Raw genomic sequence first — 24,898 nt, forward strand, 5'->3', positions numbered from 1 at the left:
CTGGGCCGACTGTCGACCGAGCCTCTCACAGCGAAAGGTTTAAGCCTGCTTCCCGCTCAATATAGGCGCGCTGCTGATCGGTGATATAGTCGCGCACGATTGGTGCCGCATCGCGCGAGCGGGACAGCTGCATATGGAAGACCAACTGGCTGCCGGTGCGGAACATCATCTCGGCGCTGATCAGGTAGAATTCCCACATGCGGGCGAAACGCTCGTCGTAAAGAGCAATGACCGCATCACGGTTCTTTTCGAACCGTTCCGACCAATGGGCAAGCGTGGTGGCATAATGCATGCGCAGAAATTCAAGATCGGTCACCCACAGGCTGTTGCGCTCGACCACCTCGAAGACCTCCGACAGGGCCGGCGAGTAGGCGCCCGGGAAAATGTATTTGCGCAGCCAGGGGCTCGCCATGCCGGGCGGGCTCATATGGCCGATCGAATGCAGCACCACGAGGCCGTCGTCCGGCATCAGGCTGTTCAGCTTGGCGAAGAACTCGTCGTAGTGATGCACGCCGACATGTTCGAACATGCCGACCGAAACGATGCGGTCGAATGTTTCCGTCACGTCGCGATAATCCTTGAGCTCGAAGCGGACACGGTTGTCGAGCCCGGCCGCCTGCGCCCGTGAGGAGGCGAGCGCCTGCTGTTCCTTCGACAAGGTGACACCGAGGACTTCGACGTCTTCGAGCCTCGCGAGGTAGAGCGCGAGGTCGCCCCAGCCGCAGCCGATATCGAGTACCTTCATGCCCGGCTTGAGGCCGAGCTTGGCTGCCAGCAGCCGCAGCTTGTTACGCTGTGCCTGTTCCAGCGTCTCGGACGGCTCGCGGAAATAGGCGCAGGAATAGAGCATGTTGGCGTCGAGGAAGAGTTTGTAGAAGTCGTTGCCGAGATCGTAATGGTGCGCGACGTTCTGCTGCGCCTGGCCCTTGCGGTTGGATTGCTGCCGCTTGCGGAAGCGCATCTTGATGCTGCGCAGAACCTTCTGGAGCGGATAGGAGCCGAGCGACAGCCGGTTGACCGAAAACAGCGTCAGGAAATCGCGCAGCGTCGAGCCCTCCTCGAACCGCATCGTACCGTCCATATAGGCTTCGCCGGCCGCCAATTCCGGATTGAACACCAGGGTCCGGTAGAGCCGTTTGTCGGTGAGGCGCATGGTGACCGACGGGCCGGGCGTACCCGCGAATACATGGCGGTTACCCTCTGCATCGATGACCGTCAATCGGCCGCGGCGAATGAAGGATTTCATCATATGCGACAGCGGAAACATCAGTATCCCCCCGGAACCATTAGCACCCGAAGGACAGGCTAACATCAAGTTTCGGGATTGGCGATCAACAGTTCGCGCGCGGGTTCTAGGCTTGCCAGCCCTTCCACTTCACCCAGCGGCCGTGGGGATCGATGCGGGCGAGCTCCCGGGTCTCGCCGGTCGGCCAGATCTGCAGGCTGAGTGCTGCGCTGTTCGGATCGTCGTCCATTTCCATCTGCAGGCGGGCGAGTGGGGCTGCTTCCGTCGCTCGGCTGCCGGCTTCGGCGATGATCGCCTCGCCTGCCGAGCGGGCTTCCGGCGGCAAATATTGCCAGGCGATCGAATGGTAGACGACATGGACCGTGCCGGGCACGAGCACCTTCAGGCGCTTGTCGCGCAGCCAGGCGAGCGCATCGCCCTTTTCGACGAGCGCCGGATGTTCTCTGGCGATCTGCAGCGCCGCGCGGGTACGTTCCACCCGGTCCGTCTGGTCGGCCCAGATGTAGGACAGCAGCCGCAGGCAGTCTTCAGGCGAGTTGGGATCGAGAGGGTTGAGGTCGCAGCCGGCGCGATCGATAATGGTGATCTCGACGTCAGGTGGGGACGGGCCTTGCCAGTCGGGCTTCAGCCGGACCGGCGATGACGGATCGCCCCAGAGCAAGCCGCCGAGATCGTGGTGATATCGGTCCCAACTGAGATTGAGGCCCATGCTGGCACCGAATTCCGACAGGATCAACGGCCTGCGGAACAGGTCGGCGACGGTGAGGAAGCCGGCCAGTAAGCCGCTCGACCGGCGCACCTCGTTGGTTTGCGGAGCAAAACTCATCCGTTCGAGAATGAAGGCTTCGTGGGTTTCGAAGGCACCGGCAATCGCCGTCCAAAGCGTGCCGTCGCTCACGTCGTTCGGCGGGTAGGCTGCTTTCAGGCGATCGTCCTTGCCGTCGATGATCAGCGCATGCAGGGCGCCGGCGAGGCGGGTGGGCACAAGATCGCCCCGGGTGCCGGGGTCGCCTTCCCAGCTTAAGATTCGCCGACCCACTTCCGTCGAACGGTCGAGATGGTCCAGCATCAGCCTGCCGAGGCGGGCGGTAAAGGGTGACCCGAGGAGCTGGCCTCCGACGATCTGTTCCCGGAACGCTTGCCTGATTTCGTCTTCGGATGCCATCGCGCTCACACTCCTTCCGGCCGGTCCTTCGGGTCGAACTGGATGATGGTGATCCAGATGGCCGTGAGCGCCAGTTTCCTTTCGTTCTCGATCTCGACCGAGACGTCGTAGGTGGTCATCAGCATGCCGGCACCGCGGAAGCGGGTTTCGGCCAGTGTGAAATGGCCGCGAATGCGGCTGCCGCTTTTGACCGGCGACATGAAGCGGATGCGGTCGAAACCGTAATTAATGCCCATCGTCTGTTCGCGGATCCTCGGCACGCAGTCGAAGTTCATGGCGGACAGCAGCGATAGCGTCAGGAAGCCGTGGGCGATGGTGCCGCCGAAGGGGCTTTCGACCGCCGCGCGCTCCGGATCGACATGGATGAACTGGTGATCGTGGGTGGCGTTTGCAAAAAGGTCGATCATCGGCTGATCCACCGTGATCCATTCGGATACCCCGACTTCCGTGCCAACCAAACCTTCGACTTCGGTTAGCGAAATTTCACGCATGCGACCTCTCTGATTTCTTCTGGACGTTGACAATCCCGGACGAAACGCCGCCTTGCACTTCCCCAAAAATGCTCAATAGCTGTCGGACTTTACAGGGTTTGCCCTGGTTGGCGAGTGATTTTTGCAGCGCGTCATTCCTCGATGCAGAAACGCACGGAACGGGCGGAAAGCACTTGGTTCCACAGCTCGCCGGAGGCGAAATGTTTCCAACCCCAGCCGGGAAGCGCGAAGCTTGCCGGCTCGTGGCCGCGGTTGAAGAGGATGGCGATGCGGGTGTCTTTGTCGGTCTGCCGGTCGAGCGTCTTCAGCACCATGCCGAGCACCGGGTTGCCGGGATTTTCCCAGTCGCCAACCTCCATGGGCTTGCCCGAGGCGGACAGCCATTCGACATCGCCGTTGCCGGCAAAGAAGGAGGTTTCCGAAAAGACCGCGAAGCGTTTTCGAAGCGCGGCGAGCATGGCGGTGTGTTCGATCAGCGCCTTGTCGATCTTGCTCCAGTCGAACCAGGTGATGGCATTGTCCTGGCAATAGGCATTGTTGTTGCCGCGCTGGCTGCGTCCGGCTTCGTCGCCCATGGTCAGCATGACGGTGCCGCGGCTGGCAAACAGGGTGGAGAGCAAGGCCGCGACATCGCGGCGGCGGTTTTCGAGGATGGTCACATCGTCGGTCTCGCCTTCAACGCCGTTGTTCCAGGAGAAATTCTCGCCGTGGCCGTCGCGGTTCTGTTCGCCGTTCGCCTCGTTGTGTTTGTGCTCGTTGGAGACAAGATCCATCAGGGTGAAGCCGTCATGGGCGGCGAGGAAGTTGACGGTGCGGCTGCGGCCGGAGCTTTCGAAAACATCCGATGACCCCGAAAGTCGCGTCGCGAGCGCGCCGGTCGTCCACTGGTCGCCGCGCCAGTAGCGGCGCATGTCGTCGCGGGCGCGGTCGTTCCACTCCAGGAAGGGTTCCGGAAAATTGCCGAGCTGGTAGCCGCCGGCCCCGATATCCCAGGGCTCGGCGATGAGGATGCGGTCCTTTAGCGCCTCGTCGGAGATCATCGCCTTCAGGGTCTCGCCCTTGGCATCGAAACCGCTTTCCGTGCGGCCGAGGACGGGGGCAAGGTCGAAGCGGAAACCGTCTATGCCGGCATGCACGACGAAATGGCGGAGCGTATCGATGATCAGGCGGCGGACGTAAGGGTGGTCGCAGGCGACCGTGTTGCCGGTGCCGGTATCGTTGACCAGATGGCCGGGCTCGCCATGGACATGGCGGTAATAGGAGCGGTTGTCGAGGCCGCGCATGGAGAGCGTTGCGCCAAAACGGTCGCTTTCGCCGGTATGGTTGAAGACGAGGTCGAGGATGGTGCCGATGCCGGCCTGGTGCAGCGTCGCGACCGTCTCGCGCAGTTCCTTGATGCCGCCGGGGCAGAGGCGCGGGTCGAGTGCCATGAAGGCGATCGGGTTGTAGCCCCAGCCGTTGGTGAGGCCGAGCGGGGGCAGGTGGCGTTCGTCGATCCAGGCGGTGATCGGCATCAGCTCGATTGCATCGACGCCGATCTTCTTCAGATGCGCGACGATCGAGGGATGGGCAAGCGCTGCGACCGTGCCGCGCTGTTTTTCCGGGATTGCCGGGTGGAGCATGGTGAAGGGTTTGACCGCGACCTCGTAGACGAAGCCGCCGGACGGCAGGATCGGCCGGCCGATCTTGGCGAGCGGGTCGCGGGTGACGATCGCCCTCGGAACCAGATCGGCGGTGTCGACGCCGAACATCGTGAGCCGGGCGTCGTGCCGGAAGGGGCGGTCCAGTTCGCGGGCATAAGGGTCGACCAGCAGTTTCGAGGAGTCGAACCAGGAGCCGTTATCGGGATCGTAGGCACCCCAGGCACGGTAGCCATAGCGGGCGCCGGCACCGAGCGCCGGCACCGAGATGCGATGGATATCGTCGCGGCCACGCACCAGCCGGTGGCGGGCGATTTCCTTCTTTCCCTCGGCGTCGAAAAGGCAGAGCTCGATCCGCTCGGCATGGTGTGACCAGACGGCGAAGTCAGCGCCGTCTGCCGTTAAAGTCACGCCGCCCTGGATCGCCGTTTTTGCCATAGGGTCAGGTAATCACGGTCGGCTTGTCGCGGCCTGTCCTCTTGCGCAGATCGGAGATCTGGTCAGCGACGGCGATGAGGTCGGCGAGCGCTTCCTGGGTGTCGATCGCATGGCGCGACGCGTCCGGCTCGTAGCGCTCGACATAGACGCGGATCGTGGCGCCCGAGGTGCCGGTGCCGGAGAGGCGGAAGACGACGCGGGAGCCGCCTTCGAAGAGGATGCGGATGCCCTGGTTCTTGGAGACAGAACCGTCGATTGGATCGTGATAGGCGAAGTCGTCGGCCGTTGCGACCTTCAGCGCACCGAACGACTGGCCGGGGAGGGTCGCCAGCTTGTCGCGCAGAGCGGTGATCAGCAGGTTGGCGGCTTCCGAATCGACCTCTTCGTAATCGTGGCGGGAATAGTAGTTGCGGCCGTATTCGGCCCAGTGCTTCCTGACGATCTCTTCGACGCTTTCGTTGCGGGCGGCCATGATGTTCAGCCAGAAGAGCACCGCCCAGAGGCCGTCCTTTTCGCGCACATGGTCCGAGCCGGTGCCAAAACTTTCCTCGCCGCAGACGGTCGCCTTGCCGGCGTCGAGCAGGTTGCCGAAGAACTTCCAGCCGGTCGGGGTCTCGTACATGCCGATGCCGAGCTTTTCGGCGACGCGGTCGGCGGCAGCACTTGTCGGCATCGAGCGGGCTATGCCGGCGATGCCGCGGGCATAGCCCGGCGCCACGGTGGCGTTGGCGGCGATGATCGCGAGACTGTCGGAAGGGGTGACGAACATGCCCTTGCCGACGATCATGTTGCGGTCGCCGTCGCCGTCCGACGCGGCGCCGAAATGCGGCCCGTCGGGGCTCATGACGTCGTCATAGAGTTCCTTGGCGTGGACGAGGTTCGGGTCCGGGTGGTGGCCGCCGAAATCCGGCAGGGGCACGGCGTTGCGGACCGAGCCTTCCGGGGCGCCGAGGCGGTTTTCGAGGATCTGCCGCGCATAGGGGCCAGTGACGGCGCCCATCGAGTCGATAACGACATTGACGCCGCTGGCGATCAGCGCCCGGATCGACGGGAAGTCGAATAGCTGCTCCATCAGCTCGGCATAGTCGGCTACCGGGTCGATCACCTCGACCGCCATGCCGGCGACGTCGAAGGAGCCGATCGCGTCAAGATCGAGATCGACGACATCGGCGATCTTATAGGTGTCGATGACCTTGGAGCGGGCGAAGATCGCGTCGGTGATCTTTTCCGGGGCCGGGCCGCCATTGCCGATGTTGTACTTGATGCCGAAATCCTCGGTCGGACCGCCTGGATTATGGCTGGCCGAGAGGATGATGCCGCCGAAAGCCTTGTACTTGCGGATGATGTTGGAGGCGGCGGGCGTCGAGAGGATGCCGCCCTGGCCGACCATGACCTTGCCGAAGCCGGCGGCCGCGGCCATCTTGATCGCCTTCTGGATGACCTCGCGGTTGTAGTAGCGGCCGTCGCCGCCGATCACCAGCGTCTGGCCCTCGAAGCCTTCGAGGCTGTCGAAGATCGACTGGATGAAGTTCTCCGCATAGTTCACTTGCGCGAAGACCGGGACCTTCTTGCGCAGGCCGGACGTGCCCGGCTTCTGATCCTGATAGGGAGTGGTGGTGACGGTCTTGATCATGGTCAGGAACCTTTTTTGGCAATGAGGCTGGAATAGAGGCCGGCATAAAGTCCGGCGCTCCTTTCCCAGGATACATCGGATTTCATGCCCTGCTTCTGCATCCCCGTCCAGACCTTGGGCTGATGGTAGAGGCCAACGGTGCGGCGAAGCGCCCGGCGCAGGTTGTCGGTGGTGACCGGGCTGAAGGAGATGCCGGTGGCGGCCTTGGCGGCGATCGCGGCATGGCTTGCGTCGATGACGGTGTCGTTCAAACCGCCGGTGCGGGCTACGACCGGAATGCAGCCGTATCTGAGGCCGTAGAGTTGGGTGAGGCCGCAGGGCTCGAAGCGCGAGGGGATGACGATCGCATCGCAGCCCGCCTGCATCAGGTGGGAGAGCGGCTCGTCATAGATGGAGAGGACGGCGACCTTGCCGGGGTGGCGTTTGGCTGCGGCATGGAAGGCGTTTTCGAGCGCCCGGTCGCCGGAGCCGAGCACCGCCAGCCGGCCGCCCATCGCGACGAGGTCGTCGAGCGTTTCGGCCAGCAGGTCCATGCCCTTCTGCCAGGTGAGCCGCGAGATGACGCAGAAGAGCGGTCCGGCCTCCCGGTCGAGACCGAAGCGCTCAGTGACCGCCCGCTTGTTCTCGGCGCGGGTCTTCAGCGTGGTGGCGTTGTAGTGGGTTTTCACGGCGGGATCGGTCGCCGGGTCCCAGATCTCGGCGTCGATGCCGTTGACGATGCCGTGCAGATCGCCCTGGCGGATCGTCAGCAGGCCTTCGAGACCCATGCCGAATTCGGGGGTGAGGATTTCCTCGGCATAAGAAGGGCTGACGGTCGAGATTGCCCAGCTCGTCTGCAGCCCGGCTTTCAGGAAACCGACGCCGCCGAAATATTCGACGCCTTCGATGCTAAAGGCGTGCGCCGGCAGATCGAGATAGGGGAAGATGTCGGCGCCGTACTGGCCCTGGAAGGCGATGTTGTGGATGGTGGTGAGCGTCGGCACTTCGGGCTCGTCGGAATAACGCATATAGGCCGGCACCATCGCCGCCTGCCAGTCGTGGACGTGGACGATATCAGGCCGCCAGCCGCCATCGCCGTCCGCCATGGCGCCCTGGGCGATCATCGCACCGGCCTTGGAAAGGGCTGCGAAACGACGCCAGTTGTCGAAATGATCCTTGCCGGTCGCATCGGCATAAGGGCCGCCCGGGCGGTCGAAGAAGACTGGCGAATCGAGGATCAGGAGATCGAGCCCCTGATGCTCGACTTCGAGCAGGTCGGCCCTGGCGCCGAGCAGGTTTTCGAAACTCAGGCGGAGCTTGGCGCCCTTGACGGCCCGCATCACCGCCGGATAACCGGGCATCAGCGTCTTGACCGAAACGCCATGGCCCTTCAGCGCCAGCGGCAACGCCCCGGCCACATCGGCAAGTCCGCCGGTCTTGACCAGCGGATAGACTTCGGACGCAACCGAAAGCACTTCCATAACGCGTTACAGGTCCAGTTTGTCGATCATCGTCTGGGTGATCAGGCAGATGCCGTTTTCGGTGCGCCGGAAACGCTTCGCATCGATTTCGGGATCCTCGCCGACCACCAGGCCCTCCGGAATGGTTACACCGTGATCGATGACGACATTGCGAAGCTGCGCGCGTCTTCCGATCCGGACGTTCGGCAGCACGACCGCGCCCTCGAGGCGTGAATAGGAATTGGCGCGTACCCCGGTGAACAGCAGGCTGCGATTGAGCGACGAACCGGAAATGATGCAGTCGCCTGAAACGACCGACGAGGTCGCCGAGCCGCGGCGGTTTTCGTCGTCATGGACGAATTTCGCCGGCGGGGTGATTTCCGCATAGGTCCAGATCGGCCAGGACTTGTCATAGATATCAAGCCCGGGAACGATTTCCGTCAGGTCGATATTGGCCTGCCAGTAGGCGTCGACCGTGCCTGCGTCGCGCCAGTAGGGTTCGCGCTCGAAATCGGACCGAACGCAGCTATCGGCGAACCGATGGGCGACCGCTTTGCCGTGCTCGACAATATAGGGAATGATGTCCTTGCCGAAGTCGCGGCTGGAGCCGGGCGTTTCGGCGTCGCGCTTCAGCACGTCCATCAGGAACTTGGTGTGGAAGACGTAGATGCCCATCGAGGCGAGCGCGAAACCGGGATTGCCGGGAATGCCGGGCGGATCGGCGGGCTTCTCGACGAAGGCGATGATCTCGTCCTTCTCGTTGACATGCATGACGCCGAAGCCGGTGGCTTCCATGCGCGGCACTTCCAGGCAGCCGACGGTGACCTGGGCGCCGCTGTCCACATGCTGCTGGAGCATGTATTCGTAGTCCATCTTGTAGACGTGGTCGCCGGCGAGGATGACCATGTATTCAGGCGCGTAGGCCTCGATGATGTCGATGTTCTGGAAGACAGCGTCGGCGGTGCCTTCGTACCATTGCGTCTCGGAGACGCGCTGGGAGGCGGGGAGGATGTCGAAGCTCTCGTTGCGTTCGGGCCGGAAGAAGTTCCAGCCGCGCTGCATGTGGCGGATCAGCGAATGCGCCTTGTATTGCGTCGCCACACCGATGCGGCGGATGCCGGAATTCAGTGCGTTCGACAGTGCGAAATCGATGATGCGCGCCTTGCCGCCGAAATAGACCGCCGGCTTGGCGCGGCGGTCGGTGAGTTCCTTCAATCGGCTGCCGCGACCGCCGGCAAGCACATAGGCCATGGCATCGCGCGATAGAGGCTGAATTCTTTTCTCGTTCATCGTTCCCTCCCAAGGTCCCTTATGCTTGTTCCAGTTCGAGCATGATCGTCGCCAGCGGCGGTAGCGTGACTTCGGCCTGGATGGTTCCTCCCGCGTTCACAGCGTGAACGCGACCGCCATTGCCTTTGCCGCTGCCGCCGTAGATCTCGGCGTCGGTATTCAATATTTCCCGCCATCTGCCTTCGATTGGCAAGGGGATACGGAAATTCTCACGATAGACGGGGGTGAAACTGCTGATCACCGCCACGGGCTTTTCTCCCGGCGACATACGCAGCCAGGCATAGACGGAATTTTCCGCGTCGTCGGCGATCAGCCACTGAAAACCTTCGCCCTCGCAGTCGCGGGCATGCAGTGCGGGTTTCGAGCGGTAGCAGAAATTGAGATCGCGCACCAAGCGGCGCATGCCCTCGTGCGGATGGTACTGGAGCAGGTTCCAGTCGAGCGAGCGGGCTTCGCTCCATTCGCTCCATTGGGCGAATTCCTGGCCCATGAACAGCAGCTTCTTGCCGGGATAACCCCACATGAAGCCGTAATAGGCCCGCAGGTTTGCGAATTTCTGCCAGTCGTCGCCGGCCATCTTGGCGATCAGCGAACCTTTGCCGTGCACCACTTCGTCGTGGGACAGCGGCAGGACGAAATTCTCCGAGTAGGCGTAGAGGAGGCCGAAGGTGAGTTCGTGGTGATGGTGTTTGCGGTGGATCGGTTCACGCTGCAGGTAGCTCAGCGTGTCGTGCATGAAACCCATGTTCCACTTGAAGCCGAAACCGAGGCCACCCTCGTGAACGGGCTGCGAGACCTTCGGCCAGGACGTGCTCTCCTCGGCGATCGTCATCACGCCCGGATGGGCGCCATAGGAAAGCGAGTTCATCTTCTGCAGGAAGCGCACCGCTTCGAGGTTTTCGCGTCCGCCATATTCGTTCGGTACCCACTCGCCCTCTTTGCGCGAATAGTCGAGATAGAGCATGGAGGCGACGGCATCGACGCGCAGGCCGTCGAGATGGAATTTTTCCGACCAGTAGAGCGCGTTGTTGACGAGGTAGGAGAGGACTTCGTTGCGGCCGAAATTGTAGATCGCCGTATTCCAGTCCGGGTGGAAGCCCTGGCGCGGATCGGCATGTTCGTAGAGCGCCGTGCCGTCGAAGAAACGCAGGCCGTGGGCATCGGTCGGGAAATGCGCCGGCACCCAGTCGAGGATGACGCCGAGACCGACCTTGTGGCAGCCGTTGACGAAGCGGGCAAACCCTTCCGGCTCGCCGAAGCGGGCGGTCGGGGCGAAAAGCCCGGTCGTCTGGTAACCCCAGGACGGGTCGAAAGGATGTTCGGTGATCGGCAGGAATTCGATATGGGTGAAGCCCATGTCGGTGCAATAGGGGATCAGTTCCGAAGCGAGATCGTCCCAGGAGAGGAAGGAGCCGTCCGGCTTTTTGCGCCAGGAGCCGGCATGCACTTCGTAGATCGAGATCGGCTGGCGGCGGTGGTTCGCTTTTTCCCAGAATTCCCGGTGGGCGGCATCATCCCATTTCTGGGAGAGTTCGGGTGCAGTGACCGAGGCGGTGTTGGGCCGCAGTTCGGCACGCCGGGCATAGGGATCGGCCTTCAGCGGCAGGAGCTTGCCGTTCTTGCCGACGATCTCGAACTTGTAGGCAGAGCCGGCCCGTACGTCGGGGGCGAAGATTTCCCAGATGCCGGTATCGACGCGCAGCCGCATCACGTGTCGGCGGCCGTCCCAGCCGTTGAAGTCGCCGACGACGGAAACGCGCTTGGCGTTCGGCGCCCAGACGGCGAAGTGGAAACCTTCGACGCCCTCGTGTTTCAGGGCATGGGCGCCCATCTTGTCGAACAGGCGCAGATGCGAGCCTTCGCGGACGAAATAGTCGTCCATTGGGCCGAGCACCGGGCCGAACGTGTAGGGGTCCGTCACCGCCCATTCGTCATCACCGCGGCGGGCGCGGTAACGGATCGGCTGGAGATGGGTGGCGTTGACGACGCCTTCGAAATATCCGGCGTCGTGGCGGCGCTTCAGTTCCCCGAGTTCGGCGCCGTTCAGCGAAAGGGCGGTGACCGCTTCCGCTCCGGGCACGAAACAGCGGACCCTGAAACCATCCCCGAGCTTGTGGAGCCCGAGGACGGCAAAGGGATTGGTATGCCTGCCTTCCAAAATCGCCTCGATCTCGGATAACGGAATCTCGCCTGGGGCTCTCCCGTCATCGACGCGCGGCGATTTTTTCATCAGGCTCTCCAGATTTCCGACGCATACTGACGAATAGTTCTGTCCGAGGAGAACCATCCCATCCGGGCGGTATTGCGAATTGTCTTCGAATACCAGGATTTAGGGTTGGACCAGATTTGGTCAACGTTACGCTGGGCTTCCGCGTAGGCGTCGAAATCTGCGGCGACCATGAACCAGTCATGATTGTAGATGCCGTCGATCAGGCCGGTGAAGCGGGAGCGGTCGTCCGGCGAAAAGACACCGGTCGCGATCGCGTTGAGCGCCTGGGCCAGTTCACGCGACTTCTCGATGATGGCGCGGGGCTGGTGGCCTTCTTCGCGGACCTTGGCGACTTCGTCGGCAGTCATGCCGAAGATGACAATGTTTTCCTCGCCGACATGGTCGCGCATCTCGACATTGGCGCCGTCGAGCGTGCCGATGGTCAGTGCGCCGTTCAGAGCGAACTTCATGTTGCCGGTGCCGGATGCTTCCATGCCGGCGGTGGAGATCTGTTCGGAAAGATCGGCGGCCGGAACGATGATCTCGGCGAGCGAGACGTTGTAGTTCGGCACGAAAACGACCTTCAGCAGGCCGCGAACGGCCGGGTCGTTATTGATGGTGCGAGCCACGTCGTTGGCGAGCTTGATGATCAGCTTGGCGTTGTGATAGCTCGGCGCCGCCTTGCCGGCGAACAGTTTTACGCGCGGGACCCAGTCCAGTTCGGGATGCGAGCGGATCTGATCGTAAAGGGCGACGGCTTCGATGATGTTCAAAAGCTGGCGCTTGTATTCGTGGATGCGCTTGATCTGGATATCGAACATTGCCGACGGATCGATGCGGATGCCCATGCGGCTGCCGACGAGATTGGCGAGCTGCACCTTGTTGGCCCGCTTCACGGCGGCGAACTTCTCCTGGAACGCCTTGTCGTCGGCATGGGCATTGAGCCCCTTCAAGGCATCGGTATTGTCTAGGAACTCGTCGCCGATGGCTTCCTGAATGAGCGAGGTGAGACCCTGGTTGCATTGCATCAGCCAGCGGCGCGGGGTGATGCCGTTGGTCTTGTTGTTGATGCGGGCCGGATACATCGTGTGCAGGTCGGCGAACACCGTGACCTTCATCAGGTCGGTGTGCAAGGCCGAGACGCCATTGACCGAATGGGAGCCGACAAAGGCAAGGTTGCCCATGCGGACGCGACGGTCGCCGCTTTCGTCGATCAGCGAGATCGAGCGGATCTGGGTATCGGAGAAGCTCTTCTGCTTGCGCGCCTCGATCAGGATCAGGGCGTTGATCGCATAGACGATCTGCATGTGGCGCGGCAGAAGGCGTTCGAACAGCGGCACCGGCCAGGTTTCCAGCGCTTCCGGCAAGAGCGTGTGGTTGGTGTAGGAGAAGGTCTGGCGGGTGACAGACCAGGCCTGCTCGAAATCCATGCCGTGGATGTCGGTCAGGAGGCGCATCAGCTCGGCGATCGACACGGCCGGGTGGGTGTCGTTGAGCTGGATCGCGACCTTCTCGTGCAGATTGGTGAAATCCGGATATTGCTGCAGGTGGCGGCGCAGGATGTCCTGAAGCGAGGCCGACGAGAAGAAGAACTCCTGGCGCAGGCGCAGTTCCTGGCCGGCCGGGTTGGCATCTGCCGGGTAGAGGACTCGGGTCAGGCTTTCGGCCTTGTTGCTTTCGCGCAGGGCGCCGATGTGGTCGCCGGCGTTGAAGGCATCTAGCAGAATCGGGTCGATCGGCTGGGCCGACCAGAGGCGCAGCGTGTTGACGCGTTTTCCGCGCCAGCCGACGGCCGGCGTGTCATAGGCCATGGCGATGACGCGTTCGGCCGGCTTCCAGACGTAACGCGGCGTCTCGTCGTAACCGCCGACCGTCTCGACCGTGCCGCCGTAGCCGATCTCGTAGGAGCTTTCGCGGCGTTCGAATTCCCAGGGGTTGCCGTGGGCGAGCCAGCTTTCCGGAAGCTCGACCTGCCAGCCATCAGCCATCTGCTGGCGGAACAGGCCGTGGACGTAGCGGATGCCGTAGCCATAGGCCGGAATGTCGACGGTCGCCATGCTCTCCATGAAACAGGCAGCAAGCCGGCCGAGGCCGCCGTTGCCAAGTGCGGCATCCGGTTCCAGAACCGCAATCACGTCGATGTCGACGCCGAGCGAAGACAGCGCGTCGCGGATTTCCTGCATCAGGCCCATGTTGCTGACCGCGTCACGCATCAGGCGGCCGATCAGGAATTCAAGCGACAGGTAATAGACGCGCTTGCCGCCGGTCCGATAGACCTTGCGGGTCGATTCCATCCAGGTGTCGATGATGCGGTCGCGCACAACCAAGATGGTGGCGGTCAGCCAGTCGTGGGGCTTGGCCACCTTCGCGTCCTTGCCGATACGGTAGGTCAGGCGCTCGATGATCTCTTCCGCCATGATTTCGGGGCGAGAGCTGCGGGGGGCCGGCTGAGGAATTTCGACCGGAGAAGACGTGTTGTTCATATGTCGCCAACTTTCTGGGGAGCGGGAGGAAGGGCGTCCGATTCAGTCCATCTGGCATGATGTATAGAGACAGTTTATGCACCGTTATGACACTGCGCAATGACCGATTTATCTTTGCGTGTATCGGCTGGACAAGACCAACGAAAAACGCCCCGCCGGTGAGGGCGGGGCGTTTTTGCGGCCTTTCTGGAAGGCAGGTTCAGTTGGTCAGGCGGGTACCCGTCTTGGCGGCCTTGCGGGCGATCTCGCCGAAGCTCTCGACCAGCGTCGTCATGTCGTCCGGTTCGTAATAATATTCGGCCTTGCCGCTTGAGCAGTATTCGAGCAGGCTCTTGCCATTGGCCGGGGCCATGAAGGCGATCGTGTAGATCTTGATGCCGTCGGTCTTGGCCTGATCGCAGATGCCACGCACCTTGGTATCCAGCGTCTTGTTCCAGCTCGAGCTGTTGCCGGTCATTTCTCCATCCGTCATCAAAACGATGAAACGCTCGAAAGAGGTGTTCTTCTTGCTGTCGTGCGCGGTCTTTTCGGTGGCATTGGCGGCCTTCAGCGCGTTGACGGCGTTGGTCATCGCGCCACTGGCGTCGGTACCGCCGTCCGGGACGGCCGGCAGCTTGTTGACATAGGTGGACACGGCGGTTGTGCCCCAGTCGATTTTCTGCTCAGTCTTGGTCTTGTCGTCGTAGCTGTCGGCGCCGACGCGGATCAGCTCGTTGCCGGGGTCGGCCTTCTTGAGTTCCGCGAACATCACTGCGGCCGCGGTCTTCAGCGACAGCATCTTGGACAGGTAGTTCGGCACGGTCCTGGTGCAGGTCTTGTACTGCCAGCCGGTGGAGCAGTCGTAGCTTTCCTGCTTGGTGGGGTTGGTCGGGTCGACCGTCGTCGTATCCCAGGCCATCGAGCCCGATTCGTCGAGCGCCAGATACATGGAGAGCGCATTGCCTTCGCGGCCGCTCGCAGACTTGCTGTCGACGCTGACACGCATGGTGGTGAAGCCGACGAACGACGTCAGCCCCGTCAGCGGCACCTCATAGGCGGACTTCATGCTGACTTCGTAACTGGCCGCAGTGTTCGAGGTCGTCGCGATGGTCGCAAGGGCTGTGGTGTCTTTCTCGATCTTGGCGATCGCGGCGTCCTGCTCAGCGGTAGGCAGGCCGGAGTTCCGGATGTCGGCCTTCTTGGGCCCAAGCAGGAAATTCTTGGCGAGGGTCTGAGCCTCCTCAACCGTCATGGTGCCCTTGTCGGCCATGGCGGCCGCGGCGGCGAGCGTGGCGCTGTCGGCGAGCGCCTGCAGCTTGTTCTTTTCTTCCATCACGTGGGTCAGATCGACCGCGACACCGCCTACAGCCAGCAGCACAGGAAGCATGGCTGCCGTTATGATGCCGAAATTACCTGCGCGGTCCTTCACCAACCGCCTAAAAAGCGTGTGCCTCATCATAGCCCCCAGATCCGTTCAATTCATTTGAACATCTCCGGTGTATTCCTGGCGGGTATAGGAAGGTTTAAACCATTCGTTGCAATTTTAGCGGACCACAGGAATCAGCGCCAAAACGGGGCGGGATTTCATGATTTCAGTGGAATGACGTCGACGGCTTGCTCGGCTTTTTGGTTTCCGTAACCTTTGAGCATGCCGATGACCGGGGCGACGTCGGAATAATCGCGGCCGTAACCGACGACGATGTGGTCGCTGCCGGCCGGAATGTTGTTTGTCGGATCGAGTTCGATATAACCCATGGTCTCGCCGCACCAGATCCGCACCCAGGCGTGCATGGCGTCGGCGCCTTCGAGTCGTTCCTTGCCCGGCGGCGGAATGGTGCGCAGAAAGCCGCTGACATACCCGGCCGGAATGCCGAGGCTGCGGAGCGCGACGATCATGATATGGGTGAAATCCTGGCAGACGCCGCGCTTCAGCCGGAAGGCCTCTTTCGGCGTGGTGTCGACATTGGTCGCCTTGGCGTCGTAGGTGAAGTCCTTGTAGATGCGGGCGCAGACGGCGAGGGCGATCTCGCGCACCGTCTGGCCGGGCCTGGCGATCTCGCGGGCATAGGCGGCGATCAGCGGCTCTTCGGCAAGCCGCGGGCTTGCACCCGTCAGGTGATGGGGCGAGGCGGCATCGACCGACCAGAAATCCGCCAGCTCGTCGGCGAGCGTCGTCAGTTCCGGCGACAGGTCCGCGGTCATCGAGGTGGCTTCCACCATGACCCGGGCCTGCATGCGGATGTCGAGCGTTTCGTGCGGCGCGCGCAGCAGCACGGAGGTCGCCGACTGGCCGAAGAAATCGATGAAGGTGGTCCGCTCCTCGGCATTCGGGCCGACGGTGATCGAGCCGGCGATCAGCCGCTGCCGGTCGGGCAGCGACAGTGGCAGCAGGCGGATGACGTGGCGGGCGCCCGAGGCCGGCACGTCGTAGGTATAACCCATGTGAAGCGAGAGATCGTAGAGCATCAGCTGAAATAAGTCTGGCCGAGAATATCGGACAGCTTCTCCATCTCCTGTTCGAGCTTGCGGTAGGTATCCTCGCTCATCCCTTCCGGGGTCATCACCGCAAGGCCGGAATGCAGCCGCATCGCCTCGCGGTAGAAGGGCGACATCTGACCGTTGACGAAGGCGTTCGGCAGCTGTTCCACCTCGGTGCGGATCTCGTTCAGCTGGAAGAGGATCGAGCGCGGATTGAGCGGGTCGAGCCCCAGGAGGTCGGCGACCGTCAGCCTCGCGGTGGCGACGTTGTAGCGGCGGCGATGGGTCATCACGCTGTCGCCGATTTCGAGCAGCATGTCGAGTGAGCCGTCCGGCGCATCCGGGCCGGACATGTGGCCGAGCAGGCGGGTCATGTGCATGCCGCGTTCGAGATGACGGCCGATCGACAGGAAGCGCCAGCCGGTGAAACGGTACATGTTTTCATGCACCAGACCGGCAAAGCCCGCGAGCTTGCGCAGGAGGATGGTCATGGCATGCGAGGCGTCGTCGCCTGCATGCACGGTGTCGTGGAAGCGGCGGGCGGTCTTGGCAAGATCGGTCAGCGCCAGCCAGCCATCCGGCGAGAAGCGGTCGCGGATATTGCTCGCCGAATAGATGGCGCTGTCGATGTTGCGCAAAAGCGTTGCAGGCACCGCCTTCACCATCTCGATGTCGGTGCCCTTGAGGTAACGGGTGACGTCGGCGAGCAGCGGCGCGTTCGGATCGGCGGATTCGGCATAACGCTGGTGCCAGGCGCGCAGGATGCGCAGTGCGCCTTCGGCCCGCTCGATATACCGCCCCAACCAATAGAGATTGTCGGCGGCGCGGCTCGGCAGGCTGCCGGGCATGTTGCGGGTGAAACTCTCCTCGGGCGGCAGAAGCGTCGCCCTCGCGACCGGCTTGTCGCTGACGATCCAGACGTCTGCCGCAGCCCCGCCGGACTGCATGGCGATCGCCGCCACGTCGTCGCCGGCGCCGATGCGGGCAAAACCGCCCGGCATGATCTGCCAGCCGTGTTCGGTGCGGGCGGCGAAGACGCGCAACGACATCGGCCGCGGGGTGAGCTTGCCGTTGACATAGACGGGCGTCGTGGAAAGCGTCACCACCTCCTGGCCGACCAATTTGGCGCCTTCGGTCGCAAGCCATTCGCCGACCGTTTCCTTGGCCGTCTTGCGCAACGACGAGCCGAGCACCGACTGGCCATTGTCGTCGAAGAAGGGCAACCGCGAATAGGCGGGACCGATGACCATCCGCTCGATATTCTTGGCGACGTGCTCGCGTTCCTTTTTCTGCCCGCACCACCAGGTGGCGATCGAGGGCATGATCAGGTCCTCGCCGATCAGCCGCCGACAGACGGTCGGGGCAAAGGCGAGCAGCGCACGAGTTTCGAGAATGCCGGAGCCGAGCGCGTTGACGAAGGTCAGCGCGCCGGCCCGTAGCGCCTGGACCATGCCGGGGGTGCCGATATGGGAATGCTGGTTGAGCTCGAGCGGATCAGCGTAAGCCGCATCGAGACGGCGCCAGAGCACGCCGACCGGCTTGAGGCCGGCGACGGTGCGAACCATGACGCGGTCGTTGACGACCGTCAGGTCCTCGCCTTCAAGCAGCATGAAGCCGAGATAGCGGGCAATATAGGCGTGTTCGAAATAGGTCTCGTTGGCGGGACCGGGCGAAAGCACGGCAATGCGGTCGTCGGGGTGCTGCTTGTGAGACTGCAGCGCATCGCGGAAGGCGCCGAAAAAGGAGGCCAGCCGATGGACATGGCTCTCGGCATAGATATCGGAGAAGGCGCGGGTGGTGGCGACGCGGTTTTCCAGCGCGAAGCCAGCGCCTGACGGCGCCTGGGTACGGTCGGCAAGCACCCACCAGTTGCCGTCCGGGCCGCGTCCGATCTCGAAGGAGCAGAAATGCAGGTAATGGCCCCCAACCGGCTTGACGCCGACCAGCGGGCGCAGGAATTCGGAGTTTCCGGCAATCAGCGCCGGCGGCAGGAAACCCTCCTGCACCAGCTTGTTCTCACCGTAAATATCGGCGATCAACGCTTCCAGAAGGTTGGCGCGCTGGGTCAGGCCCTTGCAGACCGTCTCCCATTCCTTGCCGTCGATGAGGACGGGCACATGGCTGATCGGCCAGTTGCGCTCGCCGCTGCCCTGGGCGCCGTAGGTGCGGTAAAAAACGCCGGCATCGCGTAGGTAACGGTCGGCGCGGGCGAAACGCTCACGCAGCTCGCCCTCGGTCATGCGGCCGAGATGCGAGATCAGGTTGCGCCAGACCGGCCGGATCTGGCCGTTCGCGTCGAGCATCTCGTCGGCAACGCCCGGCAGCGCCGCATAACCAAGCAGGGGATCGCGCGCGATCCCCTCTTTTGCCTTGCGTTCGGTTGCCGGCGTCTTGGACATCGGGCGTTTCAGACTCCTTGCGGCCGGCGCAGATCGAGCGTCAGCGGGAATTCGGGTGAGGGCGTTTCGGCCAGAAGCGTATAACTTCCAGCGGTATGCCCCCATGGTTCGAACCGGGCGAGCCGGCGCGCTTCCGCCTCGTTGCCGTTGACCGGGAAGGTGTCATAACTACGCCCGCCCGGATGGGCAACGTGATAGATACAGCCGCCGATCGAACGGCCGGACCATGTATCATATATGTCGAACGTGAGCGGCGTATTAACCGGCAGGACCGGGTGCAGGCCGGCGGACGGCTGCCAGGCCTTGAAGCGGACGCCGGCAACCGAGACGCCGGACGTGCCGGTGCCCTTGAGCGGCACGGCACGGCCGTTGCAGGCGACGGTATAGCGGGCCGGGTTAGTGGTTTCGAGCCGGACCTGGAGGCGTTCCACCGACGAATCGACATAACGCACGGTGCCACCGATCGCCCCTTGCTCGCCCATCACGTGCCAGGGTTCGAGCGCCTGGCGCAGTTCGAGCTTGGAACCTTCGTATTCGACCTCGCCGAAGAAGGGAAAGCGGAATTCAAGCTGCGCCTCGAACCATTCAGGACGCAGGTCGAAGCCGTTTTCGCGCAGGTCCTGGAGGACGTCCATGAAGTCGGCCCAGACATATTGCGGCAGCATGAAGCGGTCGGCGAGCGCCGTTCCCCAGCGCACGACCCGGCCCTGCAGCGGGTTCTTCCAGAAGCGCGCGATCAGCGCCCGGACCAGCAATTGCTGGGCAAGCGACATGCGGGCATTCGGCGGCATTTCGAAACCGCGGAACTCGACGAGGCCGAGCCGTCCGGTCGGGCCGTCCGGCGAGAACAGCTTGTCGATGCAGATTTCCGAGCGGTGGGTATTGCCGGTGACATCGGTCAGAAGGTTGCGGAACAGGCGGTCGACCAGCCACGGCAGTGGCGGAGCACCCTGTCCGGGCGCCGGCACCTGGGCAAGCGCGATTTCCAGCTCGTACATCGAATCGTGGCGGGCCTCGTCGATGCGCGGCGCCTGGGAGGTCGGGCCGATGAACAGGCCGGAGAACAGGTAGGAGAGCGACGGATGGCGCTGCCAGTGGAGCACCAGGCTCTTCAACAGGTCGGGGCGGCGCAGGAACGGGCTGTCGTTCGGGTTGGCGCCGCCGACCACGACATGGTTGCCGCCGCCGGTGCCGGTGTGGCGGCCGTCGATCATGAACTTGTCAGCGCCGAGCCGGCTCTGGCGGGCTTCTTCGTAGATCGCGGTGGTGATCGACACCGTCTCCTTCCAGCTCGCGGCCGGATGGATGTTGACCTCGATGACACCGGGATCCGGTGCGACGCGGATGACGTTGATGCGCTCGTCATGCGGCGGCGCATAACCTTCGATATGGACGGGAAGGCCGAGTGCGGTGGCGGCGTTTTCGGCAGCGGCGATCAGTTCGAGATAGTCCTCGATCTTTTCGACCGGCGGCATGAAGACGCAGAGCCGGCCGTCGCGGGCTTCGACCGAAATCGCGGTACGCACCGCGCCGCCGATTTCGCCGAGTGTTTGCTCGACGCGGCCGGGATTAGCGGCGTCGCCTGCCTTGAACGAGGATTCAGGCATGGCGCGGCCGGCCGGGATGATCGCCTCGGGCAGCGGCTGGCGGGGGATCGAGGGGTCGGCCTCGTGGATATAGGGAAACTGCGACGGTGGAACATAGGGCAGGGTGCCGAGCGGCAGGCGGTAACCGACCGGGCTGTCGCCGGGCACGAGGAAGATCTTGCCGCGGCGGGTGCGCCACCTCTCGCTGATCCAGCGCTTAGCGGCCGAGCTTCCGGTGGCCTGCGCGTTCCATGCCTGGACGGGTAGGACATAACCGCTGGCACTGGTCAGGCCGCGTTCGAAGACACGGGCGATGCGGTTGCGTTCCTCCGGATCCTTGAGCTTGGAATTGGACGGATCGACATTGTCCGGCAGGTTGCCTTCCTTGATGATCCATTCCGCCGGATCCTCATAGGCCGGTACGACCATGTCCGGGGCAATGCCGAGTTCGCTTGCGATGCCGGTCAGGAGTTTGGCGGAATCCTGTTCGCCGATGCCGTAATCGCGGCCCTCCTCGGCGACGAGGTCGGGATTGGTCCAGATCGGCCGGCCGTCCTTGCGCCAGTAGAGCGAAAAGGTCCAGCGCGGCAGGGTTTCGCCCGGATACCACTTGCCCTGGCCGTAATGCATGAAGCCGCCGGGCGCGAAACGCTCGCGCAGCTTGCGGATCAGGATGTCGGCCTTTTCGCGTTTGGTGGGGCCGACGGCATCGGTGTTCCATTCGCCGGATTCGAAATCGTCGATCGACACGAAAGTCGGCTCGCCGCCCATCGTCAGGCGTACATCCTGCGCCTTCAGCACCCGGTCTACCTGTTCGCCGAGGTCGTTCAGCGCATCCCACGACTCATCGGAGAAGGGTTTGGTGATGCGCGGATGTTCTGCGACGCGGTTGACCTTCATGTCGAAGGCGAAGGAGGTGTCAGCCTCTCCGAAATAGCCGCCTGATATCGGCGCGGCGTTGCGGAAATGCGGGGTGGCGGCCAGCGGGATATGGCTTTCGCCGGTCAGAAGCCCGGAAGTCGGGTCTAGACCGACCCAGCCGGCGCCGGGAAGATAGACTTCGCACCAGGCATGCAGGTCGGTGAAATCGACTTCGGTGCCGGAGGGACCGTCGAGCGCCTTCAGGTCCGGGGTGAGCTGGATGAGGTAGCCTGAGACGAAGCGGGTGGCGAGGCCGAGATGCCGCAGGATCTGGACAAGCAGCCAGCTGGTGTCGCGGCAGGACCCCATGGCGGAGGTCAGCGTCTGTTCCGGCGTCTGCACGCCCGGCTCCATACGGATGACATAACCGATCGCCTGCTGCAGGCGGGCGTTGATGCCGACGATCATGTCGACCGTCGGCTGACCCGGGGACATGTCGAAGGTCTTGAGGTAGTCGACGAGCGCCGGTTCCGGCGGCTCCGGCACCATGTAGATCGACAGGTCCTCGACCAGTTCCGGCGGATAGCTGAACGGCCATTTCATCGCGTCCTCTTCGACGAAGAAGTCGAAGGGATTGTAGACCGTCATGTCGGCGACGAGATCGACCTCGATCTTGAACTCGGTGACGGGGTCCGGAAAGACAAAGCGGGCGAGGTAATTGCCGTAAGGGTCCTGCTGCAGGTTCACGAAGTGATTGGAGGGGGTCACCTTCAGCGAATGGCTGAGCACCTTGGTGCGCGAATGGGCGGCCGGTTTGAGGCGGATGATCTGCGGTCCGAGACGGACGGGCTTGTCGTACATGTAATGGGTAAGGTGGTAGATACTCGCCTTGATCGACATACTTCCCCTTGCCGGCCTTTACGCTGACCGATCGATGATCGTTGCCGGGATTTTGTGCAATGCACGAGAATAAAGCAAGGCGTATTCCAAGCTTATCGCGATGCGGCAATACCGGTGAAATACGTAGGGTTTGCAGTCTTCAATCCAGCGTGCGGCGGAAACGGCGGACCGCGATCAGCATGGCGACGGCCATCAGGCCGGCGAGCGCCAGCGTGTCATAGGCCAAGGTCTCGATGCTGGCGCCCTTCAGCATCACCGCCCGGACGATGCGGATATAGTGGGTGAGCGGCAGCGCCTCGCCGATCCACTGCGCCCAGTTCGGCATGCCGGCAAAGGGGAACATGAAGCCGGAGAGAAGGATGTTCGGCAGGAAGAACATCATCGCCATCTGCATGGCCTGAAGCTGGTTGGCGGCAACCGTCGAGAAGGTGTAGCCGATCGACAGGTTGGTGATGACGAAGAGGGCGGTCGCGGCGGTCAGCGACAGGGGATCGCCGAGGATCGGAACCCGGAAGACAAGGACGCCGACGCCGATGATCACCAGAGCCTGGATGAGGCCGATCAGCACGTAAGGCGCGATCTTGCCGAGCATGATCTCCAGCGGCTTGATCGGCATGGAGAGCAGGTTCTCCATCGTGCCGCGCTCGACCTCGCGGGTGACGGAAAGGGCGGTGAAGATCAGCAGCGTCATGGTGAGGATCGTGCCGAGCAGGCCGGGGACGATGTTCAAGGTCGAGGAACCGGCGGGGTTGTAGCGGCGGTGCTGGACGATCTGGAAGGCGGGCTTTACCGGCTCAGTGAAGGTGACTTGGCGGTCGTTTTCGAGCGCGGTCGAGATGATGCCGGAGAGCGCACCGAGCGCCGAGCTGGCAGCGACCGGATCGGTGGCGTCTGCCGCGACCAGCAGCGAGGGCGAATCGCCGCGGCGCAGCGACCGCTCGAACCCTTCGGGGATTTCGACGACGAACAGGGCCTTTCCGGACTGCAGCAGGGCATCCATGTCCTCGGCGCGGGTGACGACGGTCTTCACCTCGAAGAAATCGGTGTTTTTCAGCGCGGCCAGGATTGAGCGGCCGACATCGCTGTTTTCGCGCATCAGCACGGCGGTCGGCAGGTTGTGCGGGGTGGTGTTGATCGCAAAGCCGAACAGGAAGAGCTGCATGATCGGCAGCATGACCATGGTCGCGAGCGTGATGCGGTCGCGGGTCATCTGGATGAACTCCTTGACCGTCATCGCCCAGAAGCGGCCGAAGGAGCTGCCGCCCGGAGAGCCATTACCGTTGGTATTGCTGGGCGCCGGGGTCATTTGAAATTGTCCTCCGAGCGGCGCATCAGGTCGATGAAGGCGTCTTCGAGCGTCGGCTCGCCCTTTTCCCATTTGAGGCCGGGCCTGTCGCGATAGGGAGCGATCGCCTGTTCGAGAGCCGCGGCATCGCGGCCGGCGACATGCAGGCTGGTACCGAAGGGAGCGATCATGTCGACACCGGGTGCATGTTCGAGTTCCGCTTGCAGACGGTCGGCGCCCGGGCCGGAGACGGTGAAGGTGACGAGGCCGGTGCCGGCGATCACCTCGTCCACAGTGCCTTCGGCGAGCAGTTTTCCGTAGGCGATATAGGCGATCTCGTGGCAGCGCTCGGCCTCGTCCATATAGTGGGTGGAGACCAGCACCGAGAGGCCGTTGGCGGCAAGCGCGTGGATCTCGTTCCAGAAATCGCGGCGGGCCTTCGGGTCGACGCCGGCGGTCGGTTCGTCGAGGAGAAGAAGTGCCGGTTCGGGCAGGATGCAGGCGCCGAGCGCGAGGCGCTGTTTCCAGCCGCCGGACAGTTCGCCGGCCAGCTGCTTCTCGCGGCCCTTGAGTCCGAGGCGTTCGATGGCGGCGGTCGCCTTGCCGCGAGCGTCGGAGAGGCCGTAGACGCGAGCGACGAATTCCAGGTTCTCTCGGATGGAGAGGTCCTGGTAGAGCGAGAATTTCTGGGTCATGTAACCGACCCGACGGCGGATGCGGTCGCTTTCGGTCAGGATGTCGAAGCCGAGGCAGGTGCCGTTGCCGCTATCGGGCGTCAGGAGGCCGCAGAGCATGCGGATGGTGGTCGTCTTGCCGGAACCGTTGGGGCCGAGAAAGCCGTGGATGCGGCCTTTCTTCACCGACATGGAGAGGTCGTCGACTACCTTGCGGCCGCCAAAACTCTTTGTCAGGTGGTGGACGTCGATCACGGTTTCCGGAGCGTCGACTTTGTAGGTTTCGGCGGCGGTCATGGGCGTGGCCCGGGCAGGACGTCGACCGGCTGGCCGGGGCGGAGCGCCTTGGGATCGGTCGGGATGGCCTCGACGCGGTAGACGAGTTTTGCGCGCTCTTCGAGGCTGTAGATTTCCGGCGGCGTGTATTCCGCGTTTCTGGCGATGAAGCTGACTTTTGCGTCGGACGGCCGGCAGGCGTCGCAGGTGACATGGACCGGCTGACCGAGCGACAGGCGGGCGATCTCGGTTTCCGGCACGAAAAAGCGGATGCGGACATTTTCGGGAGGCAGGAGCGCGACGATCGGCCGGCCGGCGGGAACGACTTCGCCGTTCCTGTAATAGAGCGTCTCGATGCTGCCGGCGGCGGGTGCCGAAACCGAGCGACGGGCCAGCGCCGCCTGCGCCGAGGCGAGATCGGCCTTG

16 protein-coding genes are annotated in these 24,898 nt (G+C 63.2%); all 16 read right to left on the reverse strand.

Going from position 1 to position 24,898, the window contains the following annotated elements; all coding sequences use genetic code 11:
• Positions 1-25 precede the first annotated feature (25 nt).
• Positions 26-1,267, reverse strand: a complete 1,242-nt coding sequence (locus MOV63_RS10675) for a cyclopropane-fatty-acyl-phospholipid synthase family protein (protein WP_247033683.1) — start codon at positions 1,265-1,267, stop codon at positions 26-28.
• A gap of 85 nt (positions 1,268-1,352) precedes the next feature.
• On the reverse strand, positions 1,353-2,411 hold the full coding sequence (locus MOV63_RS10680) for a DUF2332 domain-containing protein (protein WP_247033684.1): 1,059 nt from the start codon (positions 2,409-2,411) through the stop codon (positions 1,353-1,355).
• A gap of 5 nt (positions 2,412-2,416) precedes the next feature.
• The gene (locus MOV63_RS10685; RefSeq protein WP_247033685.1) at positions 2,417-2,902 is read right to left on the reverse strand and encodes a MaoC family dehydratase; all 486 of its coding nucleotides are present in this window, start codon (positions 2,900-2,902) and stop codon (positions 2,417-2,419) included.
• 131 nt (positions 2,903-3,033) lie between these two features.
• Complete coding sequence (gene glgX / locus MOV63_RS10690; RefSeq protein WP_247033686.1) at positions 3,034-4,980, reverse strand: glycogen debranching protein GlgX; 1,947 nt, start codon at positions 4,978-4,980, stop codon at positions 3,034-3,036.
• Between the two features lie 4 nt (positions 4,981-4,984).
• The gene (locus MOV63_RS10695) at positions 4,985-6,613 is read right to left on the reverse strand and encodes an alpha-D-glucose phosphate-specific phosphoglucomutase (protein WP_247033688.1); all 1,629 of its coding nucleotides are present in this window, start codon (positions 6,611-6,613) and stop codon (positions 4,985-4,987) included.
• A 2-nt stretch (positions 6,614-6,615) separates the two neighbouring features.
• The gene (gene glgA / locus MOV63_RS10700) at positions 6,616-8,073 is read right to left on the reverse strand and encodes a glycogen synthase GlgA (RefSeq protein WP_247033690.1); all 1,458 of its coding nucleotides are present in this window, start codon (positions 8,071-8,073) and stop codon (positions 6,616-6,618) included.
• Positions 8,074-8,079: 6 nt separating this feature from the next.
• Positions 8,080-9,342: a glucose-1-phosphate adenylyltransferase gene (gene glgC / locus MOV63_RS10705; RefSeq protein ID WP_038545199.1), complete on the reverse strand. Its 1,263-nt coding sequence runs from the start codon at positions 9,340-9,342 to the stop codon at positions 8,080-8,082.
• A 19-nt stretch (positions 9,343-9,361) separates the two neighbouring features.
• Entirely contained in the window at positions 9,362-11,572 is a 2,211-nt protein-coding gene (glgB, locus tag MOV63_RS10710; protein ID WP_247033692.1) for a 1,4-alpha-glucan branching protein GlgB, read from the reverse strand.
• Positions 11,572-14,034, reverse strand: a complete 2,463-nt coding sequence (locus MOV63_RS10715) for a glycogen/starch/alpha-glucan phosphorylase (protein WP_247033694.1) — start codon at positions 14,032-14,034, stop codon at positions 11,572-11,574. The genes glgB and MOV63_RS10715 overlap by 1 nt, the downstream gene beginning before the upstream one ends.
• Positions 14,035-14,233: 199 nt before the next feature.
• Positions 14,234-15,469, reverse strand: coding sequence for a TadE/TadG family type IV pilus assembly protein (locus tag MOV63_RS10720; RefSeq protein ID WP_247033696.1), 1,236 nt, complete (start codon positions 15,467-15,469; stop codon positions 14,234-14,236).
• Positions 15,470-15,597: 128 nt separating this feature from the next.
• Positions 15,598-16,479, reverse strand: coding sequence for a transglutaminase family protein (locus MOV63_RS10725; protein ID WP_247033698.1), 882 nt, complete (start codon positions 16,477-16,479; stop codon positions 15,598-15,600).
• Positions 16,479-18,890 carry a circularly permuted type 2 ATP-grasp protein gene (locus tag MOV63_RS10730; RefSeq protein ID WP_247033699.1) on the reverse strand — a complete coding sequence of 804 codons (2,412 nt, stop codon included), beginning with the start codon at positions 18,888-18,890 and terminating at the stop codon, positions 16,479-16,481. Before MOV63_RS10730 ends, MOV63_RS10725 begins: the two co-directional genes overlap by 1 nt.
• Before the next feature lie 8 nt (positions 18,891-18,898).
• Positions 18,899-22,237: a DUF2126 domain-containing protein gene (locus MOV63_RS10735; RefSeq protein ID WP_247033700.1), complete on the reverse strand. Its 3,339-nt coding sequence runs from the start codon at positions 22,235-22,237 to the stop codon at positions 18,899-18,901.
• Between the two features lie 139 nt (positions 22,238-22,376).
• The gene (locus MOV63_RS10740; RefSeq protein ID WP_247033701.1) at positions 22,377-23,543 is read right to left on the reverse strand and encodes an ABC transporter permease; all 1,167 of its coding nucleotides are present in this window, start codon (positions 23,541-23,543) and stop codon (positions 22,377-22,379) included.
• A complete protein-coding gene (locus MOV63_RS10745; RefSeq protein ID WP_247033702.1) occupies positions 23,540-24,493 on the reverse strand; it encodes an ABC transporter ATP-binding protein in 954 nt (317 codons plus the stop codon). The genes MOV63_RS10740 and MOV63_RS10745 overlap by 4 nt, the downstream gene beginning before the upstream one ends.
• A partial coding sequence (locus MOV63_RS10750) for an HlyD family secretion protein (RefSeq protein ID WP_247033703.1) occupies positions 24,490-24,898 on the reverse strand: 409 nt, incomplete at its 5' end. The genes MOV63_RS10750 and MOV63_RS10745, both read right to left, overlap by 4 nt.

The organism is Neorhizobium sp. SHOUNA12A, from assembly GCF_023006505.1.
Taxonomy (GTDB): Bacteria; Pseudomonadota; Alphaproteobacteria; order Rhizobiales; family Rhizobiaceae; genus Neorhizobium.

Excerpts from the sequence above, each read along its gene's own strand:
- MOV63_RS10680 (WP_247033684.1), bottom strand. The coding sequence starts at position 2,411 with ATGGCATCCGAAGACGAAATCAGGCAAGCGTTCCGGGAACAGATCGTC.
- MOV63_RS10735 (WP_247033700.1), bottom strand. The coding sequence starts at position 22,237 with ATGTCGATCAAGGCGAGTATCTACCACCTTACCCATTACATGTACGAC.
- MOV63_RS10740 (WP_247033701.1), bottom strand. The coding sequence starts at position 23,543 with ATGACCCCGGCGCCCAGCAATACCAACGGTAATGGCTCTCCGGGCGGC.
- glgB (WP_247033692.1), bottom strand. The coding sequence starts at position 11,572 with ATGAAAAAATCGCCGCGCGTCGATGACGGGAGAGCCCCAGGCGAGATT.
- MOV63_RS10685 (WP_247033685.1), bottom strand. The coding sequence starts at position 2,902 with ATGCGTGAAATTTCGCTAACCGAAGTCGAAGGTTTGGTTGGCACGGAA.
- MOV63_RS10745 (WP_247033702.1), bottom strand. The coding sequence starts at position 24,493 with ATGACCGCCGCCGAAACCTACAAAGTCGACGCTCCGGAAACCGTGATC.
- MOV63_RS10730 (WP_247033699.1), bottom strand. The coding sequence starts at position 18,890 with ATGTCCAAGACGCCGGCAACCGAACGCAAGGCAAAAGAGGGGATCGCG.
- glgX (WP_247033686.1), bottom strand. The coding sequence starts at position 4,980 with ATGGCAAAAACGGCGATCCAGGGCGGCGTGACTTTAACGGCAGACGGC.
- MOV63_RS10695 (WP_247033688.1), bottom strand. The coding sequence starts at position 6,613 with ATGATCAAGACCGTCACCACCACTCCCTATCAGGATCAGAAGCCGGGC.
- MOV63_RS10715 (WP_247033694.1), bottom strand. The coding sequence starts at position 14,034 with ATGAACAACACGTCTTCTCCGGTCGAAATTCCTCAGCCGGCCCCCCGC.
- glgC (WP_038545199.1), bottom strand. The coding sequence starts at position 9,342 with ATGAACGAGAAAAGAATTCAGCCTCTATCGCGCGATGCCATGGCCTAT.
- MOV63_RS10675 (WP_247033683.1), bottom strand. The coding sequence starts at position 1,267 with ATGTTTCCGCTGTCGCATATGATGAAATCCTTCATTCGCCGCGGCCGA.
- glgA (WP_247033690.1), bottom strand. The coding sequence starts at position 8,073 with ATGGAAGTGCTTTCGGTTGCGTCCGAAGTCTATCCGCTGGTCAAGACC.
- MOV63_RS10725 (WP_247033698.1), bottom strand. The coding sequence starts at position 16,479 with ATGCTCTACGATCTCTCGCTTCACATGGGTTATACCTACGACGTGCCG.
- MOV63_RS10720 (WP_247033696.1), bottom strand. The coding sequence starts at position 15,469 with ATGAGGCACACGCTTTTTAGGCGGTTGGTGAAGGACCGCGCAGGTAAT.